This window comes from Croceicoccus sp. Ery5, assembly GCF_020985325.1.
In the GTDB taxonomy this organism is placed as follows: Bacteria; Pseudomonadota; Alphaproteobacteria; order Sphingomonadales; family Sphingomonadaceae; genus Croceicoccus.
The window spans coordinates 648,324-668,496 of sequence record NZ_CP087587.1 but is presented as its reverse complement, the minus strand read 5'-3'; the positions used below and the strand labels follow the sequence as shown (position 1 = coordinate 668,496).

14 protein-coding genes and 2 pseudogenes are annotated in these 20,173 nt (G+C 60.8%); 8 read left to right on the top strand and 8 right to left on the bottom strand.

Going from position 1 to position 20,173, the window contains the following annotated elements:
* Nucleotides 1-28: 28 nt before the first annotated feature.
* The 6 genes from LOZ74_RS03185 (at nt 29) to LOZ74_RS03160 (ending at nt 9,393) form a co-directional block, all read left to right on the top strand.
* Nucleotides 29-1,837: a copper resistance system multicopper oxidase gene (locus tag LOZ74_RS03185; RefSeq protein WP_230292865.1), complete on the top strand. Its 1,809-nt coding sequence runs from the start codon at nt 29-31 to the stop codon at nt 1,835-1,837.
* Nucleotides 1,838-1,842: 5 nt separating this feature from the next.
* Nucleotides 1,843-2,967: a copper resistance protein B gene (locus LOZ74_RS03180; RefSeq protein ID WP_230292864.1), complete on the top strand. Its 1,125-nt coding sequence runs from the start codon at nt 1,843-1,845 to the stop codon at nt 2,965-2,967.
* A gap of 290 nt (nt 2,968-3,257) precedes the next feature.
* On the top strand, nt 3,258-3,806 hold the full coding sequence (locus LOZ74_RS03175) for an RNA polymerase sigma factor (RefSeq protein WP_230292863.1): 549 nt from the start codon (nt 3,258-3,260) through the stop codon (nt 3,804-3,806).
* Nucleotides 3,803-4,798, top strand: coding sequence for a FecR domain-containing protein (locus LOZ74_RS03170; RefSeq protein WP_230292862.1), 996 nt, complete (start codon nt 3,803-3,805; stop codon nt 4,796-4,798). The genes LOZ74_RS03175 and LOZ74_RS03170 overlap by 4 nt, the downstream gene beginning before the upstream one ends.
* A gap of 126 nt (nt 4,799-4,924) precedes the next feature.
* Nucleotides 4,925-8,110, top strand: coding sequence for a TonB-dependent receptor (locus LOZ74_RS03165; protein ID WP_230292861.1), 3,186 nt, complete (start codon nt 4,925-4,927; stop codon nt 8,108-8,110).
* 14 nt (nt 8,111-8,124) lie between these two features.
* Nucleotides 8,125-9,393, top strand: a complete 1,269-nt coding sequence (locus LOZ74_RS03160; protein WP_230292860.1) for a metallophosphoesterase family protein — start codon at nt 8,125-8,127, stop codon at nt 9,391-9,393.
* A 293-nt stretch (nt 9,394-9,686) separates the two neighbouring features.
* Here the strand turns inward: LOZ74_RS03160 and LOZ74_RS03155 are convergent.
* A pseudogene (locus LOZ74_RS03155) lies at nt 9,687-10,336 on the bottom strand (IS5 family transposase).
* A 189-nt stretch (nt 10,337-10,525) separates the two neighbouring features.
* Between LOZ74_RS03155 and LOZ74_RS03150 the strand changes: the two are divergent.
* Nucleotides 10,526-10,888: a hypothetical protein gene (locus LOZ74_RS03150; protein WP_230292859.1), complete on the top strand. Its 363-nt coding sequence runs from the start codon at nt 10,526-10,528 to the stop codon at nt 10,886-10,888.
* A 21-nt stretch (nt 10,889-10,909) separates the two neighbouring features.
* Here the strand turns inward: LOZ74_RS03150 and LOZ74_RS03145 are convergent, their stop codons facing one another.
* From LOZ74_RS03145 to LOZ74_RS03135, 3 genes are read right to left on the bottom strand one after another with little or no spacing between them, the layout of a single operon-like run.
* Entirely contained in the window at nt 10,910-12,535 is a 1,626-nt protein-coding gene (locus LOZ74_RS03145) for an SDR family oxidoreductase (RefSeq protein WP_230292858.1), read from the bottom strand.
* Nucleotides 12,532-12,942, bottom strand: coding sequence for a thiol-disulfide oxidoreductase DCC family protein (locus LOZ74_RS03140; RefSeq protein ID WP_230292857.1), 411 nt, complete (start codon nt 12,940-12,942; stop codon nt 12,532-12,534). The genes LOZ74_RS03145 and LOZ74_RS03140 overlap by 4 nt, the downstream gene beginning before the upstream one ends.
* Nucleotides 12,935-14,134: an NAD(P)/FAD-dependent oxidoreductase gene (locus tag LOZ74_RS03135; RefSeq protein WP_230292856.1), complete on the bottom strand. Its 1,200-nt coding sequence runs from the start codon at nt 14,132-14,134 to the stop codon at nt 12,935-12,937. The genes LOZ74_RS03140 and LOZ74_RS03135 overlap by 8 nt, the downstream gene beginning before the upstream one ends.
* Nucleotides 14,135-14,233: 99 nt before the next feature.
* Between LOZ74_RS03135 and LOZ74_RS03130 the strand changes: the two genes are divergently transcribed.
* On the top strand, nt 14,234-14,428 hold the full coding sequence (locus LOZ74_RS03130) for a hypothetical protein (RefSeq protein WP_230292855.1): 195 nt from the start codon (nt 14,234-14,236) through the stop codon (nt 14,426-14,428).
* Here the strand turns inward: LOZ74_RS03130 and LOZ74_RS03125 are convergent.
* The 4 genes and pseudogenes from LOZ74_RS03125 to LOZ74_RS03110 form a co-directional block, all read right to left on the bottom strand.
* A complete protein-coding gene (locus LOZ74_RS03125) occupies nt 14,412-17,045 on the bottom strand; it encodes an HAD-IC family P-type ATPase (RefSeq protein ID WP_230292854.1) in 2,634 nt (877 codons plus the stop codon). The genes LOZ74_RS03130 and LOZ74_RS03125 overlap by 17 nt on opposite strands.
* A 48-nt stretch (nt 17,046-17,093) precedes the next feature.
* Nucleotides 17,094-17,840, bottom strand: coding sequence for an enoyl-ACP reductase FabI (gene fabI / locus LOZ74_RS03120; protein WP_230292853.1), 747 nt, complete (start codon nt 17,838-17,840; stop codon nt 17,094-17,096).
* Complete coding sequence (locus LOZ74_RS03115; protein ID WP_230292852.1) at nt 17,828-18,958, bottom strand: acetate/propionate family kinase; 1,131 nt, start codon at nt 18,956-18,958, stop codon at nt 17,828-17,830. Before LOZ74_RS03115 ends, fabI begins: the two co-directional genes overlap by 13 nt.
* Nucleotides 18,955-19,827: pseudogene (locus tag LOZ74_RS03110) on the bottom strand (bifunctional enoyl-CoA hydratase/phosphate acetyltransferase); the annotation flags it as partial. The gene LOZ74_RS03115 and the pseudogene LOZ74_RS03110, both read right to left, overlap by 4 nt.
* Between the last annotated feature and the right edge of the window lie 346 nt (nt 19,828-20,173).

Sequence of the window (20,173 nt, the reverse complement as noted above, 5' to 3'; positions counted from 1 at the left end):
CTTTGCCGCCTACGCGTAAGCACGGGTTATGACATTCACGACCGATCGCAAACCACTCTCACTGCAACGTCGCCGGTTCCTCGCCAGTAGCGCTGGTGCTGCCGGCCTGATCGGCCTTGGGCAGGCCGTGCCTGCATGGGCCCGCGCAAACCATGGCGGCACGATGGCGCGCAAGGGCAGCGATGTTCTGTCGGGTGACCATCTCACCATGACGGTCAGGGATGCGGCCTTCGCCACCGGCAAACGCCATGGTCCGGCGGTAACGGTGAATGGAACGCTGCCCGGTCCACTGCTGCGACTGACAGAAGGGCAGAACCTTGTCGTCGATCTGCTGAACGAAAGCTCGGGTGAGACGTCGATCCATTGGCACGGGCTGCTGGTGCCCTTTCTGATGGATGGCGTTCCGGGTGTATCGATGACCGCAGTTCGGCCGGGAGAGAGCTTCCGGTACGAATTCCCGATCCGTCAGGCGGGGACCTATTGGTGGCATGCGCACACCATGCAGGAGCCGATGGGCCATTACGGGCCCATTATTATCGATCCGGCCGATGGCGATGCGCATAAGGTGGACCGTGACTATGTGGTGATGCTGTCCGACTGGTCGCCGATGCATCCGCATACGCTGATGAAGAAGCTGAAGGTGGGCGAGGCACCGTTCAATTTCCAGAAGACCACCGCCAGCGACGACTACAAGCTGTCCGGGGCAGACCGCCGGATGTGGGCGCGGATGCGCATGATGCCGACCGACATCTCCGACGTGTCGGCGCCGCTCTACAGCTATCTGGTCAATGGTCATGGCCCCGATGACGGGCTGGAATTTGCCTTCAACCCCGGTGAACGCGTGCGGCTGCGCTTCATCAATGGTTCGGCGATGACCTTCTTCAATGTGCGGATTCCGGGCGTGGCGATGCAGGTGGTCGCCGCCGACGGTCAGGATGTGCGTCCGGTCGAAGTGGATGAATTCCAGATCGGCAATGCCGAGACGTATGACGTGATCGTCGAGCCTCGCGGTGCGGACGCCTTTGCCATCGTCGCAGAGGCGATGGACCGCTCTGGCATGGGGGTCGCGATGCTGACCGCGCGGCAAGGCACCAGCGCCGCAGTCCCGCCGCTGCGCGATCCGCCGCTGCTGACCATGGCCGACATGGGGATGAACCATGGCTCTGCGGATGGCGCGATGGATCATAGCGCCATGGGCCACGGTGGTATGGATCAATCCGGTAGCGGCGCCATGAACGGCATGGAAATGCAGGACATGGACATGGGCGGCATGACCATGCGCGATACCTCGCTGCTTCCGCCAGAGGTGAAGGTCGGGCCCGGTCTCGACATGGTTTCGATGAACCCCGTGGACCGCATGGGCGATCCGGGCATCGGTTTGGCCGGCGTCGGACACCGCGTGCTGAACTACCGGCAACTTGTTGCCGCGCGCATGAACAGCGACATGCGTCAACCGACGCGGCTGAAGGAGATTCACCTGACCGGCAATATGGAACGCTATATGTGGTCGTTCGACGGCAAGAAGTTTTCTGCCGTTACCGATGATCCGATCCGCTTTGCGTTCAATGAACGGGTCCGCGTGAAGCTGGTGAACGACACCATGATGGCGCATCCGATCCACCTTCACGGCCATTTCTTCGAACTGGTGAACGACGCCCCGCATGGCCACCAGCCTTTGAAGCACACTCTGATCGTGCAGCCCGGTGGCAGCGCGCAATTCGACCTGACCGCGAATGAGCCGGGTGACTGGGCGTTTCACTGCCACCTTATCTACCACATGCATAATGGCATGTTTCAGGTCGTGACTGTCCGCCCCTTGCAGGGAGAGGAAGGTTGATGCGCATGGCTGCCATACTTGCCCTGCCATTGATTGCGCTGCCCTCCGCGGCGCTGGCGCAGGATCACGGCGATCAGCACGTTATGCCGGATGCGGAAGTGCAAGCAGAAACAGATCGCTGTCCGTCCGGCGCGGACACGGCGATGCCGGTGACGGATTGCTCAGACCAGTCCGGGCAATCAGCCTTGGACCACGCGGGCATGGACCACTCGGGCATGGACCATTCGGCGATGGGGCATGATACCATGCCCCAGCCGGAAGTGGATCACAGCGCCATGGGCCATGACCAGATGGATCACGGCTCTATGAATCACGGTCAGATGGATCATGGGGCGATGGATCATTCGGCAATGGGTCACGCTGGAATGGCGGGCGGAAACGATCTTCCCAATTCTCCGCCGCCGCCCGAAGCCTTTTCGGGTCCGCTGCATGCGGCAGACGCTTTCGTCGGGGCAGAAGCGATGGCGGCGTCGCGCGTGACGGTGACGCGGTCGGTTAGCGGAATGCCGGTGTTCTGGCTGCAGGGCGACAGGGCCGAATATCGCGCGCGTGCGGGAAGTGACGGCTATCTGTGGGACCTTCAGGGCTATTACGGCGGCGATATCGACAAGCTCTGGTTTAAGAGCGAGGGCGAAGGCAGCTTCGGCGAAAGTCCGGAATCGGCTGAGGTTCAGGCCCTGTGGAGCCACGCGATCGGCCCGTGGTGGGATGTGCAAACGGGCATCCGTCAGGACCTGACCGGTCCGAACCGCACCCATGCGGTCATCGGCGTGCAGGGGCTTGCGCCGTATCTGTTCGAAGTGGATGCAGCGGCGTTCCTGTCGAATAGGGGCGACCTGACTGCCCGTATCGAGGCAGAGCTCGACCAGCGCATTACCCAGCGACTTATCCTGCAGCCGCGCATGGAGGTCGGCTTGTCCGCGCAGAGCATTCCCGAACTGGGCGTTGGCGCCGGTTTCGACGCGGTGGAGGCGGGCATTCGCCTGCGCTACGAGATCGCCCGCGAGTTCGCGCCCTATGTCGGTGTCGAGCAGGAATGGAAACTGGGCGATAGCGCCGACTATGCCCGTGCCGGCGGCGAGGATGCCAGCGTCACAAATTATGTAATCGGGGTACGTTTCTGGTTCTGAAACACCAGGAAGCGAATATCTAACTGGCTGAATAGAAGAGCTTGATCCAATGGATGGCCAGTTTACCCAGAAAGGCAAAGATGGGCGAACGGCAGCTTTAAGCTGATGAACTTTGGAGCAGGAATGACCGGTTTGTCGGCGGATGTGTCCGGCGGCCAAATGATCGGCAGTTCGCACCCGAGGCTCCAGCGAAAGTTGTTGTACAGTTCCTTTGAAGCTTGTTCGCTGATCATACATTCATACGTTTGTCATGAGGCCTGTTTACCCGCGCGTATCCATTCCCTCGGATATTGGCATTGCCTCAGCAAGAACTTTCAAGTGATGCGTTGGCCGATCGGTCGGACGACCGTGACTGGGCGGTTGTAAGAGCTCGGCTGAACGCTTTTTTACGGGCCCGCGGTGCGCGACCGGAATTGATCGATGATGTAGTTCAGGAGACGCTGGCCCGGCTCCTGTCTATCAGCCGCGAGAAGGAGATCGCGAGTATTTTCGCCTTAGGCTTTCGTATTGCCGAAAATCTGCTGATCGATCAGTACCGCGGTGAGGCAAGACTGGCTGGTGAGCCCGATGTTGAATGGAATTGCGACCGGCCCTCGGTCGATCGCGTACTGGATTCCCGGCGGGCAATGGAAGTGTTCCAGCGTTGCCTGAACAATATGCCGCCGCTGCGACGCGAAGTGCTGGTGCGCAGGCGCGTTCGGCAGGAAACCTGCCGCACTATCGCTGACGATCTTTCCATGAGCGCGAAGGCGGTCGAGAAACATATCACGCGCGGATTGATCGATCTGCGCCGGGCTATGGACAAGGCGGGTATCGATCCGACAGGATGGTCTGAATGAAGCCGGAAAAAGCCCACGATATCGACAGCGAGGCTGCGGTCTGGATCGAGCGGATGAGCCGTGCGGTACAGGATAGCGAAATTGCCGCTGCATTCGACTGCTGGATCGTCGCGGATCCGCGCCATGCCGAAAGCTATGCGCGTCTTTCGGCCCTGTGGCATGCGGACGCGTTGGAACAGGCGCTGTATTCCGGCGTCCCGCTGAATGACAATGATCTGTCGGAATCCGCAGATAACGGCGCGGCTATGTCAGCACCGTCTATCGTTGGCGCGGTTCGCAGGTGGAGCGGCAATCGGCTGGCAGGCATTGCGGCCGCTTTCGCCGCCGCCATCGTCGCCGTTCCGCTGGCGCAAGGCGTGATGGCTCCCGATATCGCGTATAGCGCGCCGCGTGGAGAAAACCGCGCTATCAGTCTGCCCGACGGGTCGACGATTACTTTGGCAAGCGGCGCGCGGCTGAGTGCCCGGATTACGCCATGGTCGCGCCGCGTGACGATGGAGAGTGGTGGCGCTTTTTTCGATGTCGCGCATGAAAATCTGCGCGGTTTTGAGGTCGACACAGGCACGGCCCGCGTCGCCGTGCTGGGGACAGCGTTCGATATCGATCTTGTCGAAGACGGCGGGCGCGAAGTCCGTGTGTTCCGCGGCGAAGTGAGCGTTGAGGCGGGCAATGGTGAATGGCGGCTTCCGGCGGGCAGTGGTCTTGCCATTGGCGCCAATCGCGTCCGCAGCCTCGACGATGTAGAGGGCCAGCGCCCTGCATGGATTTACGGCTGGTTCGATGCGCAGGAGACGACTCTGTCACGGCTGGTCGAACGGCTCAACCGGAATTCCCCGCATGCCGTACAACTGTCCGAACCGGAGCTGGGCGAATTGCAGGTTACGGGCCGCTTCCGCTTGAACCGGCCCGAGGAAATGCTGGAAACGCTGGCGACCATCCACGGGCTGACATGGCGTGAAGAGGGCGATCACTACATTCTTTCCCGTCGCTGAGTTCGTCCTCTACCTGTCTTAAAAATAACATAGAAAATTCATGTAGTTGTAACAAAACTTTTTTGTCGGGTTTTGTGTTGCAACTGCGTCTTCCCCCTGCTTTCGAGCTTTCAGACGGGGAAAATCATGTTTCGCGTAGACCATATTCGCAGCGGCGTTTCGGCGCTGGCTCTTTCGCTTGCCTCTATGCCGCTTGCTGCAACCTTTGCGCCGGCCCATGCTGCTACCGCGCAGAGTTATAGCTTTGCCATTCCCGCGCAGAATCTGGCCAGTGCGCTTCGCCAATATTCACGCACGACTGGCATCCAGATCGCCGCATCGGCCGATACCTTGCGCGGGCGTCGCAGTGCGGGCGTTTCGGGAACGCTCACGGCCGAGGCTGCGCTGGAACGGATCATTTCTGGCGCGGGCGTTGCGGTGCAGCGGCAGGGCAGCACGATTATCGTTACCGAAGCTGCCGCTACGCTTACTCATGCCGCGCAGTCGAACGCCGCTACCGGTGCCGGACAGGTGACTGGACCGGAGGGTCAGGACATTGTCGTCACCGGCTATTTCGAGGCGCTGCAAGAGTCGGTCGAGAAGAAGCGCGATACCGATGTTATCTCCGACACGGTCAGCGCGGACGACATGGGCAAGCTGCCGGCCAATAACGTCTCGGAATCGCTTGCGCGTCTGCCCGGCGTGAACGCCGTCCGCAATGCCACGACTGGTGAGGGTGACCGCATCACGGTGCGCGGCCTATCGACTGAACTTAACAATTATTCGATCAATGGCGTGCGACTTGGCGGCGCGGGTTCGCGTGACGAAGTGTTCTATCGTGGTGTGCGCCTGTCAGTATTGCCGCCGGACGGGATCAAGGAAATCACCGTCTTCAAAACGCTGACTCCCGATCGCGATGGCGACGCATTGGGCGGATCGGTCGATATATCGACGCCCACGGCCTTTGATCAGGATCCCACCTATTTCCGCCTGTCAGCCCAAGGCGGGATGCTTGACAAGTTCGACGATCGCAAATCGGCGCAAGTGTCCGCCGCTGCATCGCGTCAATTCTCGGACAGTTTCGGCGCTTTCGTTTCAGGCAGTTGGAGCAAGCGCCGATCGCAGTTCGAACAGAACGGGGTGGACGGCGATAACCAACCCGACACATGGTATGCTGATAGCGAAACGCTCGGGTGGGACCCGAACCGGTTCGTGCTACGCGGCATGGATCTGGGCTTTGGCGATACAGAGGTGGAACGTTGGGGCGTGAACTCCAGCGTGGACTTCCGTTCGGAGAACCACGATTTCCATTTGCGCGGCCAGTACAATGAATATCGCCAGACCGAATTCCTGAACCGGCTGAATTTCCGTAACGATACCACGCGCAATTCGACCCGCCTGTCGCAGGTGGACGCCGGTCAAACCGGCTTGCTTCAGCCCGAGGATAATATCGTCGGCTATGACGATGCGCTGGGTCGCATCTATGGCTATACGACCGGCCAGATCGCCGATCGCGACGGTGATGGGATCATCACCGATGCCGACCGTTCCGCCCGCTCGACTTATAGTCTTGTCGGCAGCTCGGGACAATGGGACCCGCAAGGCTTCCGCCTTCGTCGATTTTGGGAAGGATCTAACGAAACCGGTACGCTGGGATCGGCCAATTTCGGCGGCGTATCGCGCTTTAACGCCATTACGGTCGACTACGACTTGTCCTATTCGCAGTCCGAGGACAATCTGGACGACGGATATGAGCTGGAATTCCGCAGTGACAAATATGGCTGGCTTGGCAACAAGGGCGTGCTGTTTTCGGCTGCCGAGGATGCGCGCTTTCCGAAATGGCTGTTGAACGATGCGGGTCTAACCGGTGTGCAGGACCCGGCCGAATATAATTTCAGCGGGCTCGAAGGCGAAGTCGGCGGTTCGAACGAAAAATTGTGGCAGGCCCAGTTCAATCTTGAATGGGAACTCGGCGGCGGCCTGCTGGACACGGTGAAGACGGGAGCGAAATATTACAATTCGCGCCGCCGAACCTACGAAGGCTCGTTCCTCGACCTGAATGCCGATGGCACTCTGGCGGATTTTTCCGGCCTGTACGGCAAGGAGATCACCAGCCTGTTCGGCGGCGCCTATAGCGGCGATTACCGTCTTGGCGTAACATTGGACAATGATGCGATGATGGACGAACTGCAGCGCGCCGAAAGCGGTGAGAGCAGCCTGTTCGACGGTTTCGCGGTCGATCCCTCGCAAGCCGATTTGTCGGACGAGGACAGCTTCCATTTCGACGAGCGTGTGATCTCAGCCTATCTGATGGGAACGGCGCAGATCGGCAAGGCACAGCTGATCGCTGGGCTTCGCATGGAGAATACCCGCAATACCATCGATGCGTGGAATATCGATCCGGTGCTGGGCGAACGTTTCGCCAATGACCAGTCCAGTTTCACCAACTGGCTGCCTTCGGTTCATGTCAATTACGATTTCGACAATCGCACCAAGCTTCGCGGCGCAGTATGGACCAGCTTCGCCCGCCCCGATATCGCGCGCATGAGCTCTGCCCGCGAATATGCCTATGATCAGGACCCCGATGGTGACGGCGTGCTTAACCCGACAAGCGACTGGGTGCTGGTCGGAATAGAGATGGGCAATCCCGATCTGAAGCCTTTGACATCGACCAATTTCGACCTGTCGCTGGAACATTATGCAGGTCGTTCGGGTGCTTACTCGGTTGCTGTGTTCTATAAGGACATCAGCAATTTCCTGTTCCGTTCATCGTCGAGCAATATCCGCAACGGGACGGCAGGGGTTAACATCAACCCCGAAGGCGTTGTCGTGACAATGCCGAACAATGGCGAATGGGCCAAGGTTTATGGCGTTGAAATAAGCGCGCAGCAATTGCTGCACTGGCTGCCGGGCGTGTTCGGTTCGCTGGGCTTTGCGGGCAATCTTACCCTTCAACGGTCGGAGGCGAAGACGGGGCTGTCCTGGCATCCTGATGATTACACGCTGCCCCTTATGGAAACGCCAGAAACTATCGCGAACCTGCAGATATTCTGGGAACGCGACGGTTGGGAGATTTATGGCGCTTGGAATTACCAGTCCAAGTTCCTCGCCGGGATCAATGACTTCGGCAACGATCCATACGAGCAGGCATATGATTTCGTGGACCTGACGTTCCGAAAGAGCTTCATGGAAAAGTCGTCGGTCCAGTTTCAGGTGCAGAACCTGTTCGATTCCCACACCTATTGGCAGACCGTGTCGACGGGTGAAGGGGCGAGCCGCGCCTATATCAAGAACGGACGGTCGATGTCGCTCGGCTTCAACCTGATCTTCTGAACGGAGCGAGCAAGATGAAACCGGCTTTGCTATATCTTTTCGCCGCCAGCCTGTTGTTCACTTGCGCCGTCCCCGCGACGGCGCAGGATACCCAACAGCTCGCACTTGCGCCCGCAACCGTCGCACCAGAGCGTATAATCCTGAATCTGACCGAGGATACCGCGCATGAAATGGCAATCAGCTGGCGCAGCGCCCCCGGCCTTGTCGGCAAGGTCGAATTTGCGGTCGCAACGGCAGGGCCGGATTTCGCGAAAACTCCGAGGATCATTGCGGCAGTGACCGATGACGCGACCTATGCGGTGCAGGAAAACCCCGCCTTTAGCGCCGCCTATCATTCAGCAGTGTTGCGCGATCTTCAGCCGGAAACTGTCTACGCCTATCGTGTGGGCGACGGGACGAACTGGTCGGAATGGTTCCAGTTCCGCACCGGATCCGAAACGCCCAAACCGTTCAGCTTTATCTATCTGGGCGACATGCAGAACAATGTATTGTCCGAAGCATCGCGGACCTTGCGCATGGCGTTTCGCATGGGGGGCGAAGCGGCATTTGTGATCCACGCAGGCGATCTGATCAATCGCCATAATTCCGACCGTGAATGGGGCGAATGGTTCGCAGCGGGCGGTTTTCATTATGCCCAGACGCCGCAGATGCCGACGCCCGGCAATCACGAATATGGCAAGGACGAGGCCGCGGCCGCAGGTTCTTCCGTGACCGGCCAGTGGCGCCGTCAATTCACTCTGCCCGAAAACGGACCGGCGGGGCTGGAAGACGGAGCCGAGACCTACTGGCACACCGATTACCAAGGGCTTCGCTTGATTTCGATCGATTCCCCCCAACTTGACAGGAATGAGGAGGCGCGGGCCGAAACGCTGGCATGGCTGGAAGGTTTACTGGTCAACAACCCCAATCGCTGGACGGTTATTTTCCTGCATTTCCCGCTGTTCTCCAGCGAACCCGACCGTGACAATCCCAAAATACGCGCTGCGCTGAAGCCCTTAATCGACAAATATCGCGTCGATCTGGTGCTTCAGGGTCACGATCACGGCTATGCACGCGGCGCTATCGACGCAAATGGTCCCGCCGATGATGGCGAGGGCGCGACCTATGTCGTATCGGTCGCGGGCCCCAAGATGTACGAGGTAGGCAAGCTGGATTGGGCACGTAAATCGGCATCACGTACGCAGAGCTTTCAACTGATCGATGTGGACGCTAACGAGCTGGTTTATCGGTCATTCACGGCAAATGGCGATCCGCTGGATGCGGTGACGTTGCATAAACCCTGATCAACACGCGGCATTATCCATCGAACTCGACCTTCGACAGCTTCCTCTTGCCGGATCAAAAGCTAAGTATACATAGAAAATAAGTTATTTTTGTTAAAGAGGTTGTTCGGTGTTGTCTGTGGGGTTCATCACGGAACGATTGAATGGACGGCAGCTTGCGAAATTCTGATCCGTCTCGCGGAACGTCAGCTTTGTCGGCGTTGACCGACGAACCGCCTGCTTGAACGTCCGCAATCTGCCAGATCGATCCTAAAAGCGGCCGATCCCGCAATCGGCCAAGGGCCGTCATCCGCCTAGGCCGTAGACTCATAAACACGGAGCCACAGCCGCATTGAGGCGAGTTGGACCATGGCCAGGAAGTTTTCGGCCAGCTTGTCGTAGCGGGTGGCAACGCGGCGGAAGTGCTTCAGCTTGGAGAAGAAGCGCTCGATCAGGTTCCGCTCGCGGTAGAGCCAAGTGCTGAAGTACGGTTTTGATCGGCGGTTGGACTTTGACGGGATATTGGCCAATGCTCCTTTCTCGCGGAGAGACGCCCGGATGCGATCGGCATCGTAGGCCTTGTCCGCCAGAACGATTGTTCCGGCTCCAACATGATCGAGCAGATCATCAGCGGCTTGGCCGTCATGGCTTTGCCCTGCGGTCAGGGTGATCCGGATCGGGAGGCCTTGCCCGTCGACGACCGCATGGATTTTGGTCGTGAGCCCGCCTCGGGAGCGACCGAGACAATGATCTCGATCCCCCTTTTTGCCGTCGCGGCCTGTTGGTGGGCGCGAACGGAAGTGCTGTCGATCATCTGAATGTCGCCATTGTGAGCGGCGGTGATAGCGTCCATCATCCGGTCCCATACCCCCGCCTTCCGCCAGCGCACGAAGCGGTTGTAGCAGGTGGTACGTGGGCCGTAACGCTCGGGTAGATCGCGCCACGGCGCACCGGAACGCAGCACCCAGAATATCCCGTTCAGAACGCGCCGATCATCGACGCGAGGCACACCACGAGGCTGTTGGGTAGCAGCGGTTCGATCACGCGCCATTCAAAGTCGGTCAGCTCATATCGGCTCATGTGGAGCCTGAATCAGATTCCGCCGTCGAGTAAAAGATCCTAAGTTCGGATAGCATACGGCAACGAGGTGCCAATGACGGACTTTAAGGTGATAGACGTCCCAGGAATGCTGAGTGTTCCAGTGATATCCTATAACGCTGATGGCAACCAAATCCCCGACGATGGGGAATGGCACCGCCACGTTTCCACAAGTTTATACGTTTTTGCAGAGCTATTGGCCGCCAAGGGGCTCACACCGGGAAGGAGTGTTATCGCCCGCACACCCGATCTCGTAATCAAATGGTCCGAGTTGAACGACGTGGGTCAAGCCTTTGTGAAAATGGCCTTCGATAAATGGCTTAGATCGATCGACGACATCCGAACGACCGAAGCTACGATGGTCCAAAAACTGGAAAAGCGGTGGCAAAAATTCGCTGCGCAGCAATCCGTTTCGTAGCCCGCTTTATGGGTTCACGACCTAATCTCTTTCCAGCCATCCACGATAGTGGACCAGCCTGCCGATCAACGGCAGCGAAATGGGCACGTCAAAGTGAAAGCGGCCATCCTCTTCCCATTCGCTTGCCAGCGAGCGCGGTGCGAGGGCGAGTGGAAGGGGCACGCCGAGCACCGACCAGCCCTTCATGATCATCTTTAGTCCGGTTGCGCTGCTGGGCAGATCGAAAGCGAACCGCAGCGGGCCGAACCTCTCGGTTAGCGCGCCGTCTCGTTCCTCGAGCACGCTGTGGAACAGGGTTTTCCCGAAGTGGCGGGCCCATGTCTCTGTGCCGTCACTTTCGTTGAAGGTCACATGCAGCTCGTAGCGCCCTGCGCGCGGGAAGCCCACGATGCGCGAGATCAGGGCGCCAATGGCATTGGCCGCGCCCGTAACCTGCGCCTCCCCAAATGCGCCGCCGTCGCGCAGTACAGCATGCATCCCGCGAACCGAAGGCGGCAATCGATCGAACCTTTCGCCCATCACCTTGCGATAGGTTGGCCCTGGCAGGGCGATGTCCTCGCGCGTCCGATAGATCGAAAGCCCGGCGAAGGCCTCCTCATAATCTGCCAGCGTCATGACTTCCCCGGCATCGCGGGCGCCGTGGGGAACCTTACCGGCGAGGAGCTTGCCGACCAATGGTGCGATGGTGAGTGTCGGAATTTCCGGCCCGTCGCCATTCTCTGCGATCAGGGTCCAGCGCCGCTCCTCTCTTTGGCCGCGGCTCACCCCGAAAAGCCGCACCTGCATGGCCGAACGGTCGCTCCCCAGCCATGCGGTGATGCGCTGCACCGGCAGCAGCCAACGGGCGAGAGGTGCAAGGCTCGCGGTCCAGCCACGGCGCACCGGCCAGGAAAGGAGCCACAAGGCGAGGTTCTGGAATCCCAGTTCGCCCCCGGCACGAAATACGACCGATGGCTTGCCCGACAGGCGCGCGGGCAAAAGCGCCACATCGGGCACATCGACCAGCGCAACGAGGCGGCCCTTGATCGGCCGCCGGCCCTCGATCGTGAAATCCTGCCGGCGCAGCTCCTGCCAGCCATGAACCGTTAGCCAGCGGCGCCCCCGCCAAAGCTTGAAAGGTTGCCCGACCTGTCCGATGATCGCAGCGGCGACCGATCCGCCCGCGGTGGCACTGTTGGATGCGGAGATCGCGATCTCGACCTGCGATATCGTGTCTACCCCCTCGGCCAGTGCCCGTACCACCGCGCCCGACAGGGCGGGAACGCTGGACGCACCGGACAGGACCGTGACGCCGGCGGCCCTGGCATCTGGATCGAGCGTAGCGATGGCTGTGACGAACGAAGTACTGTCGGCAATGTCGCAATAATGCACCCCCGCCGCGATCGCGGCGCGTGGCACGGCAAGGTCCATCGCCTGAAAGGGCCCAGAGGCATCGACGACAACGGCAGGCCGCCACTGCGCCAGGCCTTCGGCGATGCGCGCCCGCTCCAGTTGCGCGGGGACGAGCGCGACCTTGTTCTTGCAGTAGGACCTCGCCTTTGCCAGCGACCGGCCCGCCACGATCACCTCGAACCCCTTTCGCGCTAGTCGGAGGCAGATCCGTCCGCCGAAACCGCCGTAGCCACCCAATACGAGGATGCGGGTCACAGGCATCGGTCCGACCAGCGGGAGTCGGGCACGAAGCACTGTTCGTTCCGACCGAACAGGCGATTTCGATTGCGAGCGACCCAGCAATAGACCGTATCGCGCAATCGGCGTGGAACGATCCGGGATATCGCTAGCGCGCGCCAAGGCCAGCCAAGTCGCCGCCAGATCGCGATGACCGCATCGCTGTTGCGAAAGGCCATGCCGCCATCAATGACGATCAGCGTTTCGGGGGCCTGGGGATCGACGCCGCAGCGCTGCAGAATGACCGCGCCCTGCATCGCGGCAAGGCGAAAATGGCCATGCCGATCGTTGCGCAATATGAAGCGCGCATTTGCCGAACACAGGACCCAGTGCCCGTCGAACACGATCACCGGGTGGCCGGCGATGCTGTCGTCCGCGTCATGCATCGGCCAGCCCCAGCCCGGGCAGGGGATTGGCGACCAGGCCGGCAACCATCGCGGCCTGGATCCTGTTCGTAGGCCAAAGACGCGACAGCGGCCCGACCAGACGGTCTCTCACGAAGGGCAATATGCGGCTGTCGGATTGATAGACCGGCGTGAACAGCCACGTTAGCGATTGATATATCTCGACATGACCGCGGCGCAGGTCGACCGCATCGCGCAGGGCTGTCGCAATATCACTGTTTCGGGCCATCGCCACGGACAGCGCCCATGCATCGAGCAGCGCCATGTTTGCTCCTTGCCCCAGCTGCGGACTGGCCGAGTGCCATGCATCGCCGATATGGATCATTGCCTCTTCTGCGGGGCGTTCCAGCGTTCGGTGGGCATAGCGCGCAAAGACGAACTGCGCCGGATCGCTGATCCGATCCAGCACCGGCTCGCATTCCGGCCAGAGGTCGCGGACCTGCGCCTTCCACTGTTCCAGCCCTGCATCCCGCCATCGCGCATGGTCGCTGCCTTTCAGAGACCAGAAGAAGGCTAGCCGGTTGCGCGTCTTTCCCCCTCGGCCCAGCGGCAAGACGCCCGCCATCACGCTAGATCGCCGATAATGCTGCGAAAGCGTATCGGTTGGCAGACCGAGGTCTTCGGGCCATTCAAGCGATGCCCAGAGCGCGCCAAAGGGCAGTTCACCGGAATCGCCGGGTGCGAGCGTCGAGCGAGTGCCCAGTGCGTCGACGATCAGGTCGAATGGCTCGCTGATCTGTCCGTCAGCGAAATGCAAGCATCGCCGGCCACCCGTCATCGACGATCCGGTGATTGCGTGATTAGTGCGAAGGTCGATGCCTTCGGCTTGCAGCGCGTCGTGAAGGGCGGCGAAAAGGCTGGCGCGGTGAATGCCGATGCCGAACATCGCAGGCTTCGCCTTCAGCGCCTCATAGCCGACCGAGAGCACCACGCGCTTTCCCGCCATCCCGTGCAGCCGCTCTATTCGAGCACCTTCGCCAACGATCTGCTCGGCAAGGCCAAGCTTGCGCAGCACCGCAAGGCCGGTTGGCTGGATCATCAGGCCTGACCCGATCGGCGTCGGCTCGGCAAAGCGCTCAAACACCAAGACCCGATTGCCTGCCCGTGCGAGCAATAGCGCCGAGGCCAGGCCACACGGCCCGCATCCGGCAATCGCAATCGAACGCCCGTTCATGCCGCCATCTCTTATAGTTACGTCAGTTAAGGGCAAGTTGAATGGATAGCATTTTGTCGCCGCTCAGTAATGTCTTCTAGCCACCGAAAGGCGGCTGTCATGATTTCGTTTCCAAAAGTTGCCGGTCCGCATTTGGCCATCACCGCCATCGGCGAGCACCTGAACGGAAGGCAGCTTTTGCGGAGACAAATCGAGCTCGCGAACGGCAGCTCTGTCGGCGACAGCGGCTTTATGCTGGGATGGGAACGCATCAACCTCACCAGAGAATATCGCTGGCCTAAATCCTTAGCTTAGGATTTCGTCGCCTCCCGCAAACGCCCCGGCGGCTGACCAGCAGCTTTTCCATCTCAAGCACGATGAACATCCCGGCCCCGATCGCGATCACCGTCAGACCCTGCACGATGGTCAGCGGTCGTGTGTCGAACACACCCTGCAACGGCGGCCAATAGGTGAAGGCCAGCTGCGCCACGATCACCACCGCTAGCGCGATCAGCACGGGCTTTGTGCCCAGCACGCCCTGCCATGTCAGCGATGCGCCATGCAGGAAACGGACGTTGAACAGGTAGAATATCTCGGCCACGACAAGCGTGTTCACGACCATGGTGCGGGCAGTCTGCAGATCGTCGCCCATCGCCTGAGTCCCGAAAAACACGGACAGAACCACCACCGTGAACAGCACCGACACCAGCACCACCCGCCACAATATCTCGCGCGAGATCAGCGGTGCATCGCGGGCGCGTGGGGGGCGATCCATAACGCCGGGCTCGGGCGGCTCAAAGGCCAGTACCAGCCCTAAGGTGACGGCAGTAACGAGATTGATCCAGAGGATCTGCGTCGCCGTGATCGGCAAGGTGAAGCCGGCAAGGATCGCAAGGATCACGACAATCGCCTCCCCGCCATTGGTCGGCAGGGTCCATGCGATCACCTTGCGTATATTGTCATAGACCGTGCGCCCCTCGTGCACCGCCGCGACGATGGAAGCAAAATTATCGTCCAGCAGTACCATTTCCGATGCTTCCCGTGCCGCCTCCGTCCCTGCGATCCCCATGGCAGTGCCGACATCGGCCTGTTTCAGCGAAGGGGAATCGTTCACCCCGTCGCCCGTCATCGCGACGATATGGCCATGCGACTGAAGGGCGCGCACGATGCGCAGCTTGTGTTCGGGGCTGGCGCGGGCGAACACGTCGATTTCCTCGACGCAGGCGGCCAGTTGCGTGTCGTCAATCGCCTCGATCTCCGCGCCGGTCAACGCGTGTGGATCGTCGGCCAGATCAAGCTGGCGGGCGATGGCGATGGCGGTGCCCGCATGGTCGCCGGTGATCATCTTGATCGCAATCCCGGCGGTGCGGCACTCGGCGATGGCCAGTCGCGCCTCTTCGCGCGGGGGATCGACGAAGCCCATCAAGCCCAGCATTTCTGCGCCGCCCAGGTCGCCGTGACGCAGCGAGCCCGTATCGGGTGACATCGCCTTCATTGCAAAACCCAGCAGCCGCTCGCCGTTGGATGAGGATGTCTCAATCGCCTCGGCCCAGTCGTCGGGCGTGGTTTCGGGGCAGAGCGCGATCACCGCCTCTGGCGCGCCCTTTATGAAGGTGTAGGGCTGCCTGTCCGGCCCCTCTGCCAGAACGGCCATGTAGCGATATTGCGCGTCGAACGGGATCTCGTCGATCCGCCGCCAGCCCGAAAGCCCGAACTCCCCCGTCTTATAGCCCAGCGAGAGCAGCGCCCCCTCCATCGGGTCGCCCGCGACCTTCCAGCTGCCATCTTCCTCGAACAGGCGCGCATCGTTGCAGAGCACGCCGCAGAGTACCAAGGGCGCGGCAGCCCCGATGCCATCCGCGGGCGAGATCGCGCCGTCAGGGTCATAGCCGCTGCCGCTGACGGTGAATTCGTGGGCATCGGTGAAGAGGTGCACCACCGTCATCTCGTTGCGCGTCAGCGTGCCGGTCTTGTCCGAACAGATCACGCTGGTCGCGCCCAGAGATTCCACGGCGGGAAGCTTGCGGATCACGGCATGGCGCTGCGCCATGCGCTGCACGCCGATGGCAAGGGTGATGGTGATGACCGCTGGCAATCCCTCGGGGATCGCACCGACCGCGATGGCGACGATGGCGATCAGCGCATCGTCCCAGTCGAAGCCTTGCACGAAGACGGCGAACAAAAACAGCAACGCACCAATGCCGAGTATGATCAGCGTCAGCCAATGCCCCAGCCGGTCGATCTGGCGAAGCAGCGGGGTGACCAGCGGTGGCACGCGCTGCAGCATGCCGCTGATACGCCCGATCTCGGTATGCTGGCCCGTCGCGACGACCACGCCGGTCGCCTGCCCGCGCACGACCAGAGTGCCCGAATATCCCATCGATGACCGGTCGCCCAATGGCGCATCCTTCGCCACCGGAGGTTCGCTTTTGTCGGCCGAAAGGGATTCGCCCGTTAGCGCCGCTTCCTCGATAGATAGGCTGCGCGCGCGCAGCAGGCGCAGATCGGCGGGCACGCGGTCGCCCGCATCCAGTTGCACGATATCGCCCGGCACTAGCGCGGCGGCGTCGATCGATTGCTTCTCCCTGTCGCGCAACGCCAGCGAATGGGGTGAGAGCAGGCTGCGCATGCCTGAAAGCGCCTTTTCCGCGCGCCCTTCCTGCACGAAGCCGACTACGGCATTGACCACCACGACCAACAGTATGACGACGGCATCGACAGCGTGCTGCAACAGGAAGGCGGCCACGGCGGAGGCGAGCAGGAAATAGATCAGCGTATTGTTGAACTGCGAGAGGAAGCGAATGAGCGGATGGACCTGCTTCGCTTCGGGTAGGCTGTTCGGGCCGAAGCGCAATTGCCGCTGCCCAGCATCCTCGCTGGTAAGGCCGCTGATGCTGCTGCCCAGCTTTTCCAGCACTTCGGACGCGTGCATAGCATGCCAGGGGCGGTTCGCTTGCTCGGTCATCAATCCCCCAAAAGGTCAGGCGGTGGTGTTGAACCCCGCATCCACATAGATCGTTTGGCCCGTTACGAAGCGCGCCTTGGGCGAGAGCAGGAATGCCGCCATCTCGCCCACCTGCTCCAAAGTCACGAGGCTGCGCAACGGCGCACGTTCGGCGGTGGTGCGCATCAGTTCGTCAAAGTGCGAGAGGCCCGATGCGGCGCGCGTCTTCACCGGCCCGGTCGAGAGCGCATTGACGCGGATTTCGTATACGCCAAGGTCATTGGCTAAATAGCGTACCGTGGATTCCAGTGCGGCCTTCACCGGCCCCATGAGGCCGTAACCGGGCACGACTTTCTCGGAGCCGTAGAAGCTCATCGTCAGGATCGAACCGCCGTTCCGCATCAGCGGTACCGCCCGCCGCGCCAGCCGGACCAGTGAATGGCAGGAAATATCCATGGCAATGCCGAAGCCCTCGCCGGTGCAATCCATAAAGCGCCCGTGCAGGTCTGCCTTGGGCGCGAAGGCAATCGAATGGATCAGGAAGTCGAGCCCACCCCACTCCTGCGCGATACGCTCGAATACCGCGTCCATCTGCCCTTCGTCACTCACGTTGAGCGGTAGCAGGAATTCCGCGCCCAGCCGATCCGCGACAGGCTGCACATGTGGTAGGGCCTTGTCGTCCAGATAGGTCAGCGCAAGGCTGCCTCCCATGTCGCAAATCGCATCGGCGCAGCCCGTAGCGAGCGAATGCTCATTGGCGATCCCGACGATTAGGCCGCGCATGGGCCGGGGCTCCGGGTGGTGATCTCGGTCAGCAGGTCGCGCGCATCGATGGCCATCATCCGCTCCTCGTCGGTTGGAATTACCAGCGTTTCGAATGGCGGGAGAAAGCCCAGCCTTGCCGTAACATCATTGCGGATCGCCGCGGCATTCTCGCCGATCCCGCCAGAGAAGACGATGGCGTCTAGCCCACCCATTGCCACCGTTAGCTGCGCCGTGAATTGAGCAACTTTCATTACGAAGAAATCGACTGCGAAGCGCGCCATCGGTGCATCGCTGGCCAACAATGCGGCCATGTCATTGGTCAGGCCCGAAAGACCTTTCAGACCGGATTCGTTGTAGAGGATGCTCTCGATCTCCTCCGGTCCCATGCCTCGGCGGCCCAGTTCCGTGACCACCCCCGGATCGATCGCCCCGCATCGCGTGCCCATCGGTAGGCCGTCCAGCGCGGTCATACCCATCGAGGTTTCGACACTCTTGCCGCCGACCATGGCGCACAGGCTCGCCCCATTGCCGAGATGCGCCATCACGATCCTGCCATCGGCCAGATCGGGGCGCTGGATCCGCAACTGACGGCTGAGCCATTCGTAGGAGATACCGTGGAAGCCGTAGCGGCGAATGCCTTGGTCCCGTATCCGCCCGGGCAGGGCAAATGTGGTGAAGAGCGGGTCCTGACCGGAATGAAAGGCCGTATCGAAACAGGCGATATCGACCGCGCCCGGCGCGAGAGCGCGCGAGGCGATAATGGCATCGATATTGTGCTGCTGGTGCAGAGGGGCGAGTGGGACCAGTTCCTCCAGTGCGGCAAGGCAGGCATCGTCAACGATGGCGGGCGTACGAAACCGAGACCCGCCATGCACGACGCGGTGGACGATGGCCCGCAGATGCCAGTCGTCGTCATGGCGGTCGATAAATTCCAGCACGGCGGTCAGGGCGCCATGATGGCCTCCACCCTGCGACATGGGGAAGGATCTCTCGTCCGGATAGGTCACCTTGAACCGCGGATTGGACCCAATTCCGGTCACCTTGCCGGACAGCACCACGCTGAGATCGTCCAATGCGAATGCCTTGAACTTCAGGCTGGAGGAACCTGCATTCAGCGCAAGGATCGTATCGCTCACTTGATCCGCCCCATGGCGCGCGCCTTGGCCAGAAGGACGGCGATGGCGCAGGACACGAGCCGGGATCGCGCACTGTCAGCTCTGCTGGTCAGGATCACCGGAACGCGCGCGCCCAACACGATACCCGCAGCCTCCGCGCCGCCGAGGAAGGTGAGTTGCTTGGCCAGCATGTTCCCCGCCTCGATATCTGGGACGATCAATATATCCGCCGCTCCCGCGACATCCGAAACGATCCCCTTTTCTGCGGCCGCCTCGGAGCTGACTGCATTGTCGAAGGCCAGCGGCCCGTCGATCACGCAGCCGGTGATCTGGCCCCGGTCGGCCATCTTGCAAAGTGCCGCCGCATCGAGGGTGGCCGCCATCTGCGGGTTTACAGTCTCCACCGCCGCCAGCACGGCCACCTTCGGAAGGGCGGCAGAGCCCGGGTAAAGCACGTGCCAGAGATCGACGGCGTTCTGGACGATATCCGCCTTGGCCAAAAGGTTCGGCGTGATGTTCACCGCGGCGTCTGTGATGATGAAAGGACGCGGATAGGAGGCGATCGTCATCAGATAGGCGTGGCTGATCCGCCTTTCGGTGCGCAAGCCCGAGCCTGACGACACAATGGCGCCCAAGAGCTCGTCCGTATGCAGGGCACCTTTCAGGATCGCCCCTACCTGCTGGGCGGCGGCCAACTCGGCCGCGACCTCAGCCGCTTCGTGGCTATGCTTGGTCGGCCGGATCTGCCAGCGCGACAGATCTGAACCGCTTTCCGAAGCCGCTGCCTCGATCCGATCGCGCGGGCCGATCAAGATCGGATCGATCAAACCTGCGTTGTAAGCATGATCTATCGCGGTCAATGTACGTGAATTAACCGGATGGACCACCGCGGTGCACAGCGGGTCGCAATTGTCGCAATCCGAAATGATGCTATCCAGCGATACGGTCATGAGCCCCACTTCGATGGCTGGTCTCCAATATATGGACGTGTTGCATTGCAGCGCAACTACAAAGCCGTCAGATCGGCATCAGACATCAGTGCATATTGGGTCAGCCCCAGGCTAGCGGTGAGGATTGACGCACCTGATTTCGCATGAACGACGCATTTCGGCCTGACGTCAAAAATACAAGAAATGCACAACGCTTGTTCGAGAAACGCACAGACGCTCCAATCGAAAAATTGCTCGTCTTCTGTATTGACGGTCGGCCAAATTCGCCAGTTTGATCGGCCTTAAC

Coding starts and splice junctions, on each gene's coding strand:
- LOZ74_RS03165 (WP_230292861.1), top strand. CDS start 4,925: ATGTTTCGCGTAGACCATATTCGCAGCGGCGTTTCGGCGCTGGCTCTT.
- LOZ74_RS03125 (WP_230292854.1), bottom strand. CDS start 17,045: ATGCACGCGTCCGAAGTGCTGGAAAAGCTGGGCAGCAGCATCAGCGGC.
- LOZ74_RS03170 (WP_230292862.1), top strand. CDS start 3,803: ATGAAGCCGGAAAAAGCCCACGATATCGACAGCGAGGCTGCGGTCTGG.
- LOZ74_RS03130 (WP_230292855.1), top strand. CDS start 14,234: ATGATTTCGTTTCCAAAAGTTGCCGGTCCGCATTTGGCCATCACCGCC.
- LOZ74_RS03140 (WP_230292857.1), bottom strand. CDS start 12,942: ATGCATGACGCGGACGACAGCATCGCCGGCCACCCGGTGATCGTGTTC.
- LOZ74_RS03135 (WP_230292856.1), bottom strand. CDS start 14,134: ATGAACGGGCGTTCGATTGCGATTGCCGGATGCGGGCCGTGTGGCCTG.
- fabI (WP_230292853.1), bottom strand. CDS start 17,840: ATGCGCGGCCTAATCGTCGGGATCGCCAATGAGCATTCGCTCGCTACG.
- LOZ74_RS03150 (WP_230292859.1), top strand. CDS start 10,526: ATGACGGACTTTAAGGTGATAGACGTCCCAGGAATGCTGAGTGTTCCA.
- LOZ74_RS03160 (WP_230292860.1), top strand. CDS start 8,125: ATGAAACCGGCTTTGCTATATCTTTTCGCCGCCAGCCTGTTGTTCACT.
- LOZ74_RS03185 (WP_230292865.1), top strand. CDS start 29: ATGACATTCACGACCGATCGCAAACCACTCTCACTGCAACGTCGCCGG.
- LOZ74_RS03180 (WP_230292864.1), top strand. CDS start 1,843: ATGGCTGCCATACTTGCCCTGCCATTGATTGCGCTGCCCTCCGCGGCG.